At 27.9% G+C, this 13,496-nt stretch carries 13 protein-coding genes and 1 tRNA gene; 12 read left to right on the top strand and 2 right to left on the bottom strand.

What is annotated here, in order from left to right; all coding sequences use genetic code 11:
• Window positions 1–27: 27 nt before the first annotated feature.
• Entirely contained in the window at window positions 28–981 is a 954-nt protein-coding gene (locus C8E03_RS20050) for a hypothetical protein (RefSeq protein ID WP_094379145.1), read from the bottom strand.
• 211 nt (window positions 982–1,192) lie between these two features.
• Between C8E03_RS20050 and C8E03_RS20045 the strand changes: the two genes are divergently transcribed.
• The 9 genes from C8E03_RS20045 (at window position 1,193) to C8E03_RS20005 (ending at window position 8,649) form a co-directional block, all read left to right on the top strand.
• Window positions 1,193–2,272, top strand: a complete 1,080-nt coding sequence (locus tag C8E03_RS20045; RefSeq protein WP_094379147.1) for a sensor histidine kinase — start codon at window positions 1,193–1,195, stop codon at window positions 2,270–2,272.
• On the top strand, window positions 2,262–2,903 hold the full coding sequence (locus tag C8E03_RS20040; RefSeq protein ID WP_094379149.1) for a response regulator: 642 nt from the start codon (window positions 2,262–2,264) through the stop codon (window positions 2,901–2,903). Before C8E03_RS20045 ends, C8E03_RS20040 begins: the two co-directional genes overlap by 11 nt.
• 183 nt (window positions 2,904–3,086) lie before the next feature.
• Entirely contained in the window at window positions 3,087–3,869 is a 783-nt protein-coding gene (locus C8E03_RS20035) for a ParA family protein (protein ID WP_094379151.1), read from the top strand.
• Window positions 3,860–4,756: a ParB/RepB/Spo0J family partition protein gene (locus tag C8E03_RS20030; RefSeq protein WP_110291946.1), complete on the top strand. Its 897-nt coding sequence runs from the start codon at window positions 3,860–3,862 to the stop codon at window positions 4,754–4,756. The genes C8E03_RS20035 and C8E03_RS20030 overlap by 10 nt, the downstream gene beginning before the upstream one ends.
• Before the next feature lie 68 nt (window positions 4,757–4,824).
• The gene (locus tag C8E03_RS20025) at window positions 4,825–5,331 is read left to right on the top strand and encodes a DUF4446 family protein (protein ID WP_110291945.1); all 507 of its coding nucleotides are present in this window, start codon (window positions 4,825–4,827) and stop codon (window positions 5,329–5,331) included.
• An 81-nt stretch (window positions 5,332–5,412) separates the two neighbouring features.
• Window positions 5,413–6,471 carry an HD-GYP domain-containing protein gene (locus C8E03_RS20020; protein ID WP_110291944.1) on the top strand — a complete coding sequence of 353 codons (1,059 nt, stop codon included), beginning with the start codon at window positions 5,413–5,415 and terminating at the stop codon, window positions 6,469–6,471.
• Window positions 6,472–6,598: 127 nt separating this feature from the next.
• The gene (locus C8E03_RS20015) at window positions 6,599–7,480 is read left to right on the top strand and encodes a DUF3881 family protein (protein WP_094380109.1); all 882 of its coding nucleotides are present in this window, start codon (window positions 6,599–6,601) and stop codon (window positions 7,478–7,480) included.
• A 99-nt stretch (window positions 7,481–7,579) separates the two neighbouring features.
• Window positions 7,580–7,653, top strand: a tRNA-Arg gene (locus tag C8E03_RS20010).
• A 33-nt stretch (window positions 7,654–7,686) separates the two neighbouring features.
• The gene (locus C8E03_RS20005; RefSeq protein WP_094380111.1) at window positions 7,687–8,649 is read left to right on the top strand and encodes a 3'-5' exonuclease; all 963 of its coding nucleotides are present in this window, start codon (window positions 7,687–7,689) and stop codon (window positions 8,647–8,649) included.
• Window positions 8,650–8,757: 108 nt separating this feature from the next.
• Here the strand turns inward: C8E03_RS20005 and C8E03_RS20000 are convergent, their stop codons facing one another.
• Complete coding sequence (locus C8E03_RS20000; RefSeq protein WP_110291943.1) at window positions 8,758–10,188, bottom strand: D-alanyl-D-alanine carboxypeptidase family protein; 1,431 nt, start codon at window positions 10,186–10,188, stop codon at window positions 8,758–8,760.
• Between the two features lie 429 nt (window positions 10,189–10,617).
• Here C8E03_RS20000 and C8E03_RS19995 point away from each other — a divergent pair, with 429 nt between their 5' ends.
• The 3 genes from C8E03_RS19995 to C8E03_RS19985 all read left to right on the top strand — a co-directional run bounded on the left by C8E03_RS19995 (window position 10,618) and on the right by C8E03_RS19985 (window position 13,473).
• Complete coding sequence (locus tag C8E03_RS19995; RefSeq protein ID WP_094380115.1) at window positions 10,618–10,956, top strand: P-II family nitrogen regulator; 339 nt, start codon at window positions 10,618–10,620, stop codon at window positions 10,954–10,956.
• A gap of 119 nt (window positions 10,957–11,075) precedes the next feature.
• Entirely contained in the window at window positions 11,076–12,293 is a 1,218-nt protein-coding gene (locus C8E03_RS19990) for an ammonium transporter (RefSeq protein ID WP_094380116.1), read from the top strand.
• 259 nt (window positions 12,294–12,552) lie between these two features.
• Window positions 12,553–13,473: an AEC family transporter gene (locus tag C8E03_RS19985; protein WP_094380118.1), complete on the top strand. Its 921-nt coding sequence runs from the start codon at window positions 12,553–12,555 to the stop codon at window positions 13,471–13,473.
• Window positions 13,474–13,496: the final 23 nt, after the last annotated feature.

Raw genomic sequence — 13,496 nt, 5'->3', positions numbered from 1 at the left:
TTTATCCTTTCTATTTTTATTATATAATTAATTATCAAAAAAAACTTTAATTTGTTCAAAAAAAGTATTAGGTGCTTCAATGTGAGGAAAATGTTTCGTATTTTCAATAATAAAGCATTCCATAGATGAATTATAATACATATAATTTTCAATAATAGTATTTATATTTTCCTTATAATGTCCACCTATAATATAAATACTATTATTAATTTCTTTTAGGGCATGTATTACATTAACGTTTGTATAAGAACCTTTAATGCTTGCAAATAAATATTTTCCTTTACAGTTTTGAATGTGAGATGCTTCATAATTTTCATTAACAGTTATTAACAGTTTATCATTAAATATATAGACTTGATGAGATAACATATTTTTTATATGATTTTTAGAAAAAATAATGTTGTATACCAAAGTTCCTATAATAGGTGTATCAAATAATATTTTGAGAGATATACTGTTTTTTCTAGGAACAAAGTTAGACTGGTATAAATCATCAGGATTAATAATCATAATTTTATTAAAAAGATTTGAATCGTTATGACAAGCCATAATGGTAAACGAAGAAGAAGAACCACTTGCAATAACATTTGTTTTGTGACATATTACATTATTAATAAAATCAGATATTAATTGGACATACAGGAAATTAGTGTAGGTTAAGTATGGTTTATCAGATAAGCCACATCCTAATAAGTCGATTGTATATACCATATGGTCTGCAGATAATTTTTTAATTATTTCTTTCCATTCTAATGAGGAGGAACAAACATCTAAATCATGAATAAGAAGGATTGGATTTCCAAAGCCTTGTTTCGTATAAAATATTTTACCAAATCTCCAATTATAGTATTTACCCTTAATTGGTGTAAGATTATTCTTAATAATTGCCGAAATATATATTAGCCTATTTATAATAGATATAGTAAAAGCAATTAAGGCGCTAAAAAGAAAAGTATATTTTAATTTATTTTTTATTTTCATAATGAATAAGTCCCTTCTTAAAATTAAAATGTAACAAAATAATAATATCAATTATATTATAGTCTAAAATTGTATGATATACAAATACATTTTTTGAGTATTAAAAGATATTAATATATGTATCAAATAATATAATTGTTTTAAATTTATAATAAATGAAGTAGAATAAAAGGGAGTATGTAATTGATTAAAGTACAGTATAGGAGATAAAATGATTAAAAATATTAAAGAAGAAAATAGTGAATTAGAATGTTTTAAAGAATTAAATGATTTTATTAATAAAATATGTAATGAAACGCTAATTGAAAAAGATGAATTATTGTTAAGTTATAATAAAAATAGTAAAACAATTAATGAAATAGAATCAAAAATATTATCTTTACAAAATGATATCTCTTGCGATCAAAATATTTTTAATCCTTGCTATTCAAATAAAGAGAAAGAAATTAATTTAAATTATTTGATTAGCGAAAAAACACGAATTATTGAACTTAATAATAAGATACAAAAAAAAATAGATACTATTAATAAAAACAGTAGTGAAATGGATGTTATTATTAATAAAATAAAAAATAAAAGTTATCAAGAATATTTAAGTAATTGTAAAGATAATGGAAAATTTAAAATAGAAATTTTAAGAAGTCAGGAATTGGAGAGAAAAAGGATTGCAAGAGATATTCATGATACTGTGATTCAAAAATTAACTAATTTAATTCATAAATCAGAGTTTACTTTAAAAGTAATGGATATTGATTCTATTCGAGCAAAACTTGAATTAATGACGATATCTAATAATTTAAGAGATGTAATAGATGAAATGAGAGACATCATTTATAATTTACGGCCTATGGCTTTTGACGATATTGGAATTGATGTAATTATAGAAAGAGAGTTATCAAAACTTAAAGAAAATGGTATAGATGTGAAATATGAAGTAGAAGGTGAATATGGAAATATTGATCAAGTAGTATCATTAACACTGATTAGAATTATACAAGAAGCATGTAATAATGTGTTAAAGCATTCAAAATGTACTGTATTATGTGTTAAAATTTTATATACTAAAAATAGTATTGAAGTTATAATTAAAGATAATGGTGTTGGCTTTGAAATTTCTAATAATTGTGGAATTGTATATGAATCAAAATCAGGATTTGGATTGTCAATGATGAGAGAAAGAGTTTATTTATTATCAGGAAAAATTAATTTTAAATCAAGTGCAAATGAAGGAACTCAAATATGCTTTAAGGTTCCAAAGAGTTTTAGGGAGGAAGTAAAAAATGCCAATTAATATTGCGATAGTGGATGATCATATCATGGTTAGAGAAGGTCTTATTCAATTATTAGAGTTGGATGGGGACATAAAAGTAGTTGGACAGGCTGGTGATGGTGTACAGTGCTTGGATCTTTTAAAAAAAGTAAATGTTGATGTAATGTTATTGGATATTAACATGCCAGTAATGAATGGATTAGAAGTTTTAAAGATAATGAGAGAAAGAAATGATAATACTAAGGTTATTGTTTTAACAATACATAATGAAGTTGAGTATTTGTTAAAGGCTGTTGATATAGGTATTAATGGATATATGCTTAAGGATTCAGGCTCAAATGAATTAAAGAAAGCTATCTATTCAGTAAGAGCAGGAGAAATATACATACAGCCGAAGTTATCACCATTATTAAATTCAAAATTATTAAATCGAAATGAAGATCAGAAAAAAATAAATAATTTAACTAAGCGGGAAATTGAGGTGTTAAGATTGTTGGCAGAAGGAATGTTTAATAAAGAAATTGCTTCACGTTTGGATATTAGTGAGAGAACGGTCAAAAATCATGTTTCAAATATTTTCAAAAAAATCACAGTAGCAGATAGAACTCAAGCTGCAGTTTTTGCAATTAGAAATAATTTAATTATTGTATAATTAAAATAATATGTTTCACGTGAAACATATATACATATTATATGTTATTAAAAAAATATATTCTAAATATATTTAATTGAAAAATAAATGTTTCACGTGAAACATTTATTTTTTTATAGATTATAAAATAGAAAAGTGATATAATGAAAAAAGTGATCATTAATCTAAAGAAAGGGGATTGAAATGGGAAGAATTATTGCAGTAGCAAATCAAAAAGGCGGAGTTGGAAAAACAACAACTACAATAAATTTATCAGCATACTTAGCAGAACTTGGTCAAAAAGTATTAACTATAGATATTGATCCCCAAGGAAATACTACAAGTGGATTAGGATTGGATAAGAATACAATAGAGAATACAGTCTATGAATTAATATTGGGGCAATGTGATATTAATGATTGTATGCAAAATAGTATTATGGATGGACTTAAAGTCATTGCATCAAATGTAGATTTATCAGCTGCTGAAATAGAATTAATAGGTATTAGTGAAAAAGAATATATAATGAAAAAAGCAGTAGATAAAGTAAAAGATGATTTTGACTATATTCTAATCGATTGTCCACCTTCCTTAAATATGCTGACAGTGAATGCAATGACTACTGCTGATACAGTATTAGTTCCAATACAATGTGAATATTATGCTTTAGAAGGATTATCACAGCTAATCAGGACAATTAATCTTGTTAAAAATAGACTTAATTCTGATTTGGAAATTGAAGGTGTAGTATTTACTATGTATGATGCAAGAACTAACTTATCATTACAGGTGGTTGAAAATGTAAAGGCAAATCTTAAACAGGCTATTTATAAAACAATTATACCTAGAAATATTAGATTAGCTGAAGCACCGAGTCACGGACTTCCAATTAATCTATATGATGCAAAGTCAGCAGGAGCAGAAAGTTACAGATTATTGGCTGAGGAAGTAATTCATCGCGGAGAGGAGGATGACGAATGGCGATAAAAACAAGAGGATTAGGAAAAGGATTGGATTTATTAATACCGGATACAGCTTTCAAAGAAGAAAAAACTAAAATTATTGAAAGAGTAGTTGAAAAACCGGTAGAGATAAAGATTAAATTATCTAAGATTGAACCCAACAGAGAACAGCCAAGAAAGAATTTTGAAGAGGATTCTTTATTAGAGTTGGCAGAGTCAATTAAACAATTTGGAATTATTCAGCCATTAGTGGTTCAGGAAAGAGATGAATATTACGAAATAATAGCAGGGGAAAGAAGATGGAGAGCTGCTAAAATAGCAGGATTAAAGGAAGTTCCTGTAATTATAAAAAAGTATAGTGCACAAGAAATTGTAGAAATATCTCTTATAGAAAATATACAAAGAGAAAATTTAAATCCAATTGAAGAAGCTTTTGCATTTAAAAAATTAATTAGTGAATTTGATTTAAAGCAAGATGAGGTTGCGGAAAGAGTTTCAAAAAGTAGAACAGCAGTAACTAACTCTTTAAGATTATTAAAGCTCGATGAAAGAGTACAACAGATGGTTATTGATGATAAAATATCCACGGGTCATGCCAGAACATTAATTGTAATAGAAGATAATGATATACAGTATAATTTAGCAAATCGCATTTTTGATGAAAAATTAAGTGTAAGAGAAACTGAAAAGTTAATTAAAAATATTTCTACTCAAAAGGAAGAAATAAAAGAAAAAAAAGTTGTAGAAAATGACTTTATATATAAAAATATAGAAGAAAGAATTACTTCAATAGTAGGTAGTAGAGTTACTATTAATCAAAAGAAAAATAATAAAGGAAAAATTGAAATAGAATATTATTCTAATGATGAATTAGAAAGAATATTTGAACTTTTGCAATCTATAGAAAATTAGTATCAATTACTATGTAATTAAATTATATTATTATATTTCTGTTGAAAAGTACATAGGTGGAGGAAAAAATGAATTTACAAGTTTTAGATTATAGTATATATTTAGAACCATTATACTTATTAATTGGATTTGCAGTTTTTGATATTATTATATTTATTATAGCTATTATTTTAATGTGTAAGTTAAGAGGTCTTAAAAATAGATATAATATATTTATGAAAGGCGAGGATGCAAAATCGCTGGAAAAAATCATATTAGAAAAATTAGATGAAATTGAAACTTTAAAAGTTTCAGATAGGAAAAATAAAGAGGATATTTTGAAAATAAATGAAACTTTGTTATTAACCTTTAAGAAAGTCGGAATTATCAAATATGATGCTTTCAATGAAATGGGTGGAAAGCTTAGTTTTGCTGTGGCATTACTTAACAAAAAAAATGACGGGTTTATAATTAATGCAATGCATAGCAGGGAAGGATGTTATACTTATATTAAAGAAATTATCAATGGACAGTCATATATTATACTTGGAGATGAAGAGAGACAAGCTCTAGATGAGGCTATTGGTAAAGTATAAATAGATAAAAAATAGGATACTTGTGATTGCTTTTTAATACTGTGGTTTACATAACACAACATAAAGACGGAGTATAAAAATATGAAGTTAAAAAATGTTAATGATTTATTAGGCGGAGAGTATTTGGCTAAACCAGTTTGTATCGGAAGTGATATCATTTTAATATACGAAGGAACCTGTTTAAAGGAAGAGTACATTAAAAAATTAAAGGAATTAGGGGTTCAGTATGTATATATTAGAGATAATAATAATGAATTAAATGAGATTGAAGAAAATAGTTATGCTGTGAAGGATCATATAATTGAAGATTATAGAGTAAAAATAAAAAATTTACTGGAACGACATATTTACAGTAGTAGATCAGAATTAGCAGAATTAAAGGAAATAGCACAGCAAATTATTATTAATATAATGAATGAGGACAAAATAGTTGAAGAAATTGAAAATCTGAAAGAGCATGAAGCTGATATTTATGAGCACTCGGTAAATGTTTGTGCATTATCTGTTTTATTGGCAGTAAAATCTAATTTGGATATGGAGACAATTAATTCAATCGCTGTAGGCAGTATATTACATGATATTGGATTTAGATATATACCTATATCCTTTACTGGAAAAATTATGGAAGAACTTTCTAGAAAGGAACTTAACGAGTATAGGAAACATACAATCTATGGTTATATGGCAATAGAATACGAAGATTGGTTAACAAATGAAAGTAAAGATATTATTTTATCTCATCATGAGAGAATAGATGGAAGTGGTTATCCACTTAAAAAGAAAGAAATAAATAAGGCTACAAAAATAGTTTCAATATGTGATGAATATGACTCATTATTGTGCGGAATATGTTGTAAATCAATGAAAACTTATCAAATAATTGAAAATTTAAAGGCAAAAAATGGTATTACATTTGATAAAGAATATTTAGAAATATTTTTGGAATTCATAGCACTTTATCCAAATGGAACCAAGGTGTTAACAAACGAAGGTGAAATAGGAGTAGTAGTAAAACAAAATTCATCATTTAAGGAAAGACCTATTATAAGTATTATTAAGGATAAATATGGAAACAATATTAACAAGGAAAAAGATCTAATGAAGTATCTTAATGTATTTATAGAAAGTGTAATTGATTAGTTATTAAAAAATTGGTTATTTTAGAAATAATCTTTACTATAAAAAAATTTTATACTATGATATAAAAGAAAGTAAAAATAGATATGAGCTATTTTTGGGATAGTATTATAGAAATGGGGTGAGTTTAGTGCATAGCTACTTAAGAGCGATAGGTTTTAGCAATATTAAGAAAAAGAAGGATTTAGATTCATTAATTAAGTATGTCATTCATAATTCTGATAAAAAGGATATGGCAGAAATAGAAGAAGAAAGCTTATTTACTGAGATATATAAGGAGTTCTCAAAAAGTGTTGGAATTAATATTCGCGGTGAATATAATGAAGAAAATGAATTTAGCATCAATTATTATTATCCTTATTTAAAGGGAAAAGGAATTACTTCAAATGAAGATGTATCTGTAGAAAAACATGCTGAAAAAGAATCTTATGCAGGTATTGTCGATGATGTAAAGGTTGGAGTTTCCCTAATATTCTATTTACAAAACATAACAGATTATATGAATGAAAAAAGAATAGGTGCTTTGTCTAAACAAAATATCTCGATAACCTTATCAGCATTATCAACAAATGGCAATATTATATTACCTATTGGTAAAAATGAGAAGCAAATCAAAAATACAAAGGAAGCTTCCATGAATCGAAATATATTAATCGCTGCTGCTCGTAATGGGGATGAGGATGCAATTGAGAGCTTGACATTAGAAGATATTGATACCTATACAATGATATCAAAACGTATTTTAAATGAGGATGTATTTACTATTGTAGATTCATATTTTATGCCATATGGAATTGAATGTGATCAATATTCTATACTGGGTGAAATTATTGATTTTGAATCAGAAATTAATAGTTATACGAAAGAGGAATTATATATTATGACTATAAACACAAATTCTTTAACTTTTGATGTTTGCATTAATAAAAAAGATTTAATTGGTGAACCTTCGGTTGGAAGACGTTTTAAAGGAATTATTTGGATGCAAGGAAAAATTAATTTTCCTCAATAATTAATTAAATTGAAAACATTTTATAATTAAATGATTGACTTTATGTCCTAATGCATATAAAATAATGTATGTTGCTGTATGTAGCAGCAATATACTTATGCACTTATAGCTCAGTAGGATAGAGCGACCGCCTCCTAAGCGGTAGGCCGCTGGTTCGAATCCAGTTAAGTGCATTTTTGTTTTACCATTATATAGGTGGTGAATTTATGAATTATATAGTACTGGATTTGGAATGGAATCAATGTCCAGACGGAAAAGTAAAAGAAAATAAAGAGCTCCCTTTTGAAATTATAGAAATTGGCGCTGTTAAGTTGGATTCTAATTATAATAAAATTGGAGAATTCAGTGAATTGATTAAACCTTGTGTTTATAATGCAATTCATTATAAGACAAGGGAAGTTATTAAAATTAGTATGGAAGAATTAAACAAATGCTGTACCTTTTCACAGGTTTGCTCTCATTTTCTAGATTGGTGTGGAAAAGATTATATTTTTGCTACTTGGGGAAATATGGATTTGATGGAATTGCAGAGGAATATGAAATACTTTGGTATTGAATATCAGTTTGATTATCCTTTAAAATATTACGATGTTCAAAAAATATTTAGTATGTTTTTTGAGGCAATTAAAGTAAGAAGAACTCTTGAATATGCAGTTTCATTTCTTAATATTAGCATAGATCACGAATTTCATAAGGCAATTTATGACGCCGAATATACAGGACTAATCTTAAAATTATTAGATGAAAATTATTTATTGAATAATATTTCAGTCGATTATTTTAATCCACCAAAGGAAAAGAAAGATGAAATCTATTTAAAATATAATGAATATAGTAAGTATATATCAAGACAGTTTAATTCAAAGGAAGAGGCTATGCTTGATAAGGAAGTGATTAGCACAAAATGCAATTACTGTAATAAAAATGTAAAGAGAAGGATTAAATGGTTCTCGATTAATGCTAAGGTATATTATGCATTATGTTATTGTAATGAACATGGATTTATTAAGTGTAAGATAAGAATGAAGAAAAGTGAATCGGACAAATATTTTGTAATTAAAACAATAAAGGGAATTAGTGAAGAAGAAGGATTTCAGATTCAAGCAAGGAGAGATGAATTAAGGAAAAAAAGAAAAATAAAAAGAAAGTCAAAGAAGTACAATAATTAAAAGGAATTTTCCAGTATATTTATGGATAATTCCTTTTAATTATTGTATTTTCATAGGAAAGACCTTGTTGTTAACGTATAAAAATATTGATTCCTATGAAATAAATAATTATTCCTTAAAATTAAAATCATCAAAATGTCTATTCATTTTTCTGTGTTTACGAATACGTTTTCGTTTGAAAAAGTGATAATTTTTAAATAAAAACAAAGATCCTGCCCCTATAATGACTATAATCATAACTACTAATATAACAATCAAAATAATATTACGTGAATTTATGCTTTTCTTCATGCTATTCGTAGACATGGTAGAATTATTATTTGATGTAGAATTAGAAGAACTAAAATTAAATTCTGATAAATTAATATTTGATAAATCAATTGTTGTAGAACCTATATTTCTATCTCCATAAGTATAAGAGAGTGTTGCAAATGAATTACTATCATTGTTTGTGTAATCAAGTTTTGATTGTGCATCAGAAAATGAGGCAGTATTAGGAAGAATAATTTCTCCATTTTTATTTATTTCGACAATAGATTTGGTATTTCCAAAAATACTTGTATCTGTATCATAAAAACTATCATTTTCAATATTATATTTTTTTTCATTATCTGCTATATTCAGTATTTGAAAATTATCAAAACCCCAATCAAAAAGTGCCGCAGTGTCCTTATATTGGTTGGGTGATTCTACTTTCATTACAACACAGACAAGCTCCAAATCACCACGTTTGGCAAAGGTGACAAGAGTTTGTCGAGCAACAGTAGTATAACCGGTTTTACCGCCTATACAGTCAGCATATGCATATAAACGTTTTGGCAGCATTTTATGATGATTCGATAAAGGTCTTGACTCCTCTTGCAAATTAGTAGGAGGAATTGTATAAGTAGTTGTTGATGTTATTTTTCGAAACGTTTCATTTTGCATTGCAGCACGACCAATTAAAGCAAGATCATATGCAGAGCTATAATGATTTTCATCAGGAAGACCATTAGCATTATTAAAATGAGTATTTTGACATCCAAGCTCAGTGGCTTTTTCATTCATCATATTAGCAAATTCTTCAATACTTCCTGCAACATGCTCAGCGACTGCATTAGAAACCTCGTTTGCGCTCTCTAGCATAATGCCATATAAGCATTGCTCCATGGTAAGCTGTTCACCTTCTGTGATACCTATATGACTGCTTCCTGCTTCAATGGAAAAAACTGCATTATGAGAGAATGTTACAACCTCATCTAAGTTGCAATGCTCTAAAGCAAGTAGTGTAGTCATTATCTTAGTAGTACTAGCTGGATATAGCTCTTCATTCATATTTTTAGAATATAGAACTGTACCTGTATTCATATCCATAAGTATAGCTGATTCAGACTCAATATCAGGCCCAGTGGGCCATAAATCTGTATTTTCACAAGAGGATGCATCAGATGTTGCTAATTCCTCCAAATTGGTATTAGAAGCTGCGTTAACAGATAATATATTGAAAAAAAAAGTTAAGACAATAAGTATATTACATAAATATATCTTTAGTTTCGTCATGGTTGAACTCCTCGAATTTTATTTTCATAACTTCTATTATATTGTATTTTTGTACAGTTCGCAATTATAAATAAAAATATTCACAAAAAATTCTAAAAAGTATTTGACAAATAATTTAAATCGTGTATAATTTAACTATCAAAGAACAAGGGCGTTTCTTAATGTACATTGCATTAGGAAGCGTTTTTTTATTTAATAGGAAAGTTCTACTAACATCTATATTAAATAAAAGGCATAACGTGCCAAAATGCGCATATCGCGGAAAAGAAAGATCACTGCGTGACTTCAACTGGTGCGTAAAGTACAGGTATCTTTCTTGAATAAGGGATAGAGTTAATGTGTCATAGGTACTTTGTTTTTTGGTTAAGAAAACATAACAAAGTTATTTTATTCAAGTAGCTTGTTAGAAAAATATAAGGAGGTATTAATATGAAAAAATTGGAAATAATTATTAAGCCCGAAAAACTCGATGATCTTAAAAGCATATTGGATGAGAGTAATGCAAATGGTATTATGATTACTAATATTATGGGATATGGTAATCAAAAGGGTTATAAACAAATCTACAGAGGTACTGAATATAATGTTAATTTACTTCCTAAGATTAAAGTCGAAACTGTTGTACCTACCAATTTATCAGAAAAAATTATTAATAGAATTGTGGAGGAAATCAATACAGGAAACTATGGTGATGGTAAGATTTTTATTCATGACGTAGAGGATGCTGTTAGAATTCGTACAGGAGAACGTGGCTACGATGCATTGTAGTATGAAGCACTTTAAATTATTTTTTAAAAAAATATAAAATATGAAATATTATCGAAGAGGATAATTATTAGGACTTTCTAGTCTAAATAATTATCCTCTTTTTATGAGGAGGAAATATTATGGAAGATATGCAATTGTTATTAAATGTCGTATGGACACTTATTGCAGCTTTTTTGGTTTATTTTATGCAGGCAGGATTTGCAATGGTAGAAGCAGGCTTTACCAGAGCTAAAAATGCTGGAAACATCATTATGAAGAATATGATGGATTTTGTTATTGGAACATTATTTTACTTTGTGATTGGTTTTTCAATTATGTTTGGTGCATCGGCAGGAGGTTTTCTTGGAACATCTGGTTTTTTCAATCCAACTAGCCTTGCAGATGCAAATGGATTATTCAATGGTTTACCAATTGGTGTATTTATGATTTTTCAAACAGTATTTTGTGCTACCTCGGCAACCATTGTATCAGGAGCAATGGCTGAAAGAACAAAATTTTTAGCTTATTTAATTTATAGTGCTTGTATTAGTGTATTTATTTATCCTGTTTCAGGTCATTGGATATGGGGAGGAGGTTGGTTGTATTCTCTTGGATTCCATGATTTTGCCGGATCTACTGCAGTTCATATGGTTGGTGGTACTTGTGCTTTGGTTGGAGCTAAGATATTAGGACCAAGAATTGGTAAATATGATAAAAACGGTAAGCCAAATGCTTTTCCGGGTCATAATATACCAATTGGCGCATTAGGAGTATTTATTTTGTGGTTCTGCTGGTTTGGATTTAATTGTGGTTCTACTGTGGCAGCTACAACTACACTTGGCGATATTGCAATGACAACAAATCTTGCAGCGGCAGCATCAACTATGGTAACTTTAATATTTACCTGGATGAAATATGGTAAGCCAGATGTATCAATGACATTAAATGGTTCTCTTGCTGGTTTGGTAGCTATTACAGCAGGTTGTGATGTCGTATCAAATTATGAAGCAATTTTAATTGGAGCAATAGCAGGTTTATTTATAGTATTAGCAATTGAATTTGTGGATAGGAAGCTAAAGGTTGACGACCCGGTTGGTGCAATTGGAGTTCATGGTTTTTGTGGATTTTTAGGAACAGTTTTAACAGGTTTGTTTGGAACAGGTTGCTCCTTATCAACGCAGCTAATTGGAGTATTTTCTGTATTAGCTTACGTATTAATAATGGCATTTTTAATCTTTACAATAATAGATAAGACAATCGGATTGCGTGTAAGTTCTATAGAGGAAGAGGATGGTCTTGATGTTCATGAACATGGGTCAAGTGCATATGCTAACTTTAGATTACATGATGACCGATAATCTATAATATTAATTATATTCTTTAACTATATATTAAAAGCCCAGGATATTAAAACTGGGCTTTTAATAATGTTATGTATTGTTCAAGTATATAAAAAAATTTTTATACAATTTTAAAAAATTAGAGAATACAAACAAAGATTTAGAAATAAAAGTATTTGTATTGTATGTCAATTGGAACGTGTTATAATCAATAATAGCATGTAAAATCAGTACAAATGATAAATTTATATGAAATAACAGACAGGGGAATTGAATCATGAATTACTCAGCAATTATCGACACAATGTTTAAACTTTTGGCATTACTTATACTAGGATATTATTTAAATAAGAAATCATATATTAATTCCGATACAAATGTCAGTTTATCAAATATGATTGTTAAATTTACAGCGCCAGCGCTTATTATTAGTTCTGTATGTACCCCTCAGCCATCGAATAAGGGTGAGGTGCTTAAAATAGTAGGTGTTGGTATTATTATTTACGTATTACTGCCAATATTAGCTTATTGTATTACCAAAATATTAAAGATTACAAAAAGTAAGGAAGGTATTTATCAATTATTAATTGTATTTTCTAATGTATCATTTATGAGTTATCCTATTGTACAAGCGTTATATGGTGATACTGCAATTTTCTACAATACTTTATTACATATGCCATTTAATATTTTAATATTTACATATGGAGAATATTTGTTATCTAAGGGTGAAGGAAATATTAAGATTAGGCCAAAAGACATATTTACACCAGGGGTTGTATCTGCTATTATCGCTATTATAATATATTTTACTGAAATCAATGTGCCATCTTTTATTAGTGCAACATGTTCCTTTTTAGGAAGTATTACAACACCGTTATCGATGCTGATATTGGGTAGTGTTCTCGGAGATTATCCAATACGAGAGCTTTTTTCTGAAAGAAAATTATACATCGTATCAATTATTAAACTAATTGTTATACCTATTATTACCTTTTTTATCGCCAAACAGATATTTACAGATTCGGTTATTATAGGAGTAGCGACCTTGTCTATGGGAATGCCAGCAGCTTCTATGTGTGTAATGCTTTGTGTTGAGCATAAGGGGCAAATTAAAACGGCATCAGTTGGGGTGTTTTTAACAACAATTTTATCATTAATATCAATACCAGTAATATATATATTGTTTTTGAGATAGAGTAAGATTTGGGAGGGGTATGA

Origin of the sequence: Lachnotalea glycerini, assembly GCF_003201285.1 — a bacterium.
Taxonomy (GTDB): Bacteria; Bacillota; Clostridia; order Lachnospirales; family Lachnospiraceae; genus Lachnotalea; species Lachnotalea glycerini.
The sequence above is the reverse complement of the archived record's forward strand: the minus strand, read 5'-3'. Positions and strand labels throughout refer to the sequence as shown.

What these genes read in the sequence shown, in the direction of transcription:
- C8E03_RS20050 (WP_094379145.1), bottom strand. Translation starts at nt 981, where the DNA reads ATGAAAATAAAAAATAAATTAAAATATACTTTTCTTTTTAGCGCCTTA.
- C8E03_RS20045 (WP_094379147.1), top strand. Translation starts at nt 1,193, where the DNA reads ATGATTAAAAATATTAAAGAAGAAAATAGTGAATTAGAATGTTTTAAA.
- C8E03_RS20040 (WP_094379149.1), top strand. Translation starts at nt 2,262, where the DNA reads ATGCCAATTAATATTGCGATAGTGGATGATCATATCATGGTTAGAGAA.
- C8E03_RS20035 (WP_094379151.1), top strand. Translation starts at nt 3,087, where the DNA reads ATGGGAAGAATTATTGCAGTAGCAAATCAAAAAGGCGGAGTTGGAAAA.
- C8E03_RS20030 (WP_110291946.1), top strand. Translation starts at nt 3,860, where the DNA reads ATGGCGATAAAAACAAGAGGATTAGGAAAAGGATTGGATTTATTAATA.
- C8E03_RS20025 (WP_110291945.1), top strand. Translation starts at nt 4,825, where the DNA reads ATGAATTTACAAGTTTTAGATTATAGTATATATTTAGAACCATTATAC.
- C8E03_RS20020 (WP_110291944.1), top strand. Translation starts at nt 5,413, where the DNA reads ATGAAGTTAAAAAATGTTAATGATTTATTAGGCGGAGAGTATTTGGCT.
- C8E03_RS20005 (WP_094380111.1), top strand. Translation starts at nt 7,687, where the DNA reads ATGAATTATATAGTACTGGATTTGGAATGGAATCAATGTCCAGACGGA.
- C8E03_RS20000 (WP_110291943.1), bottom strand. Translation starts at nt 10,188, where the DNA reads ATGACGAAACTAAAGATATATTTATGTAATATACTTATTGTCTTAACT.
- C8E03_RS19995 (WP_094380115.1), top strand. Translation starts at nt 10,618, where the DNA reads ATGAAAAAATTGGAAATAATTATTAAGCCCGAAAAACTCGATGATCTT.
- C8E03_RS19990 (WP_094380116.1), top strand. Translation starts at nt 11,076, where the DNA reads ATGGAAGATATGCAATTGTTATTAAATGTCGTATGGACACTTATTGCA.
- C8E03_RS19985 (WP_094380118.1), top strand. Translation starts at nt 12,553, where the DNA reads ATGAATTACTCAGCAATTATCGACACAATGTTTAAACTTTTGGCATTA.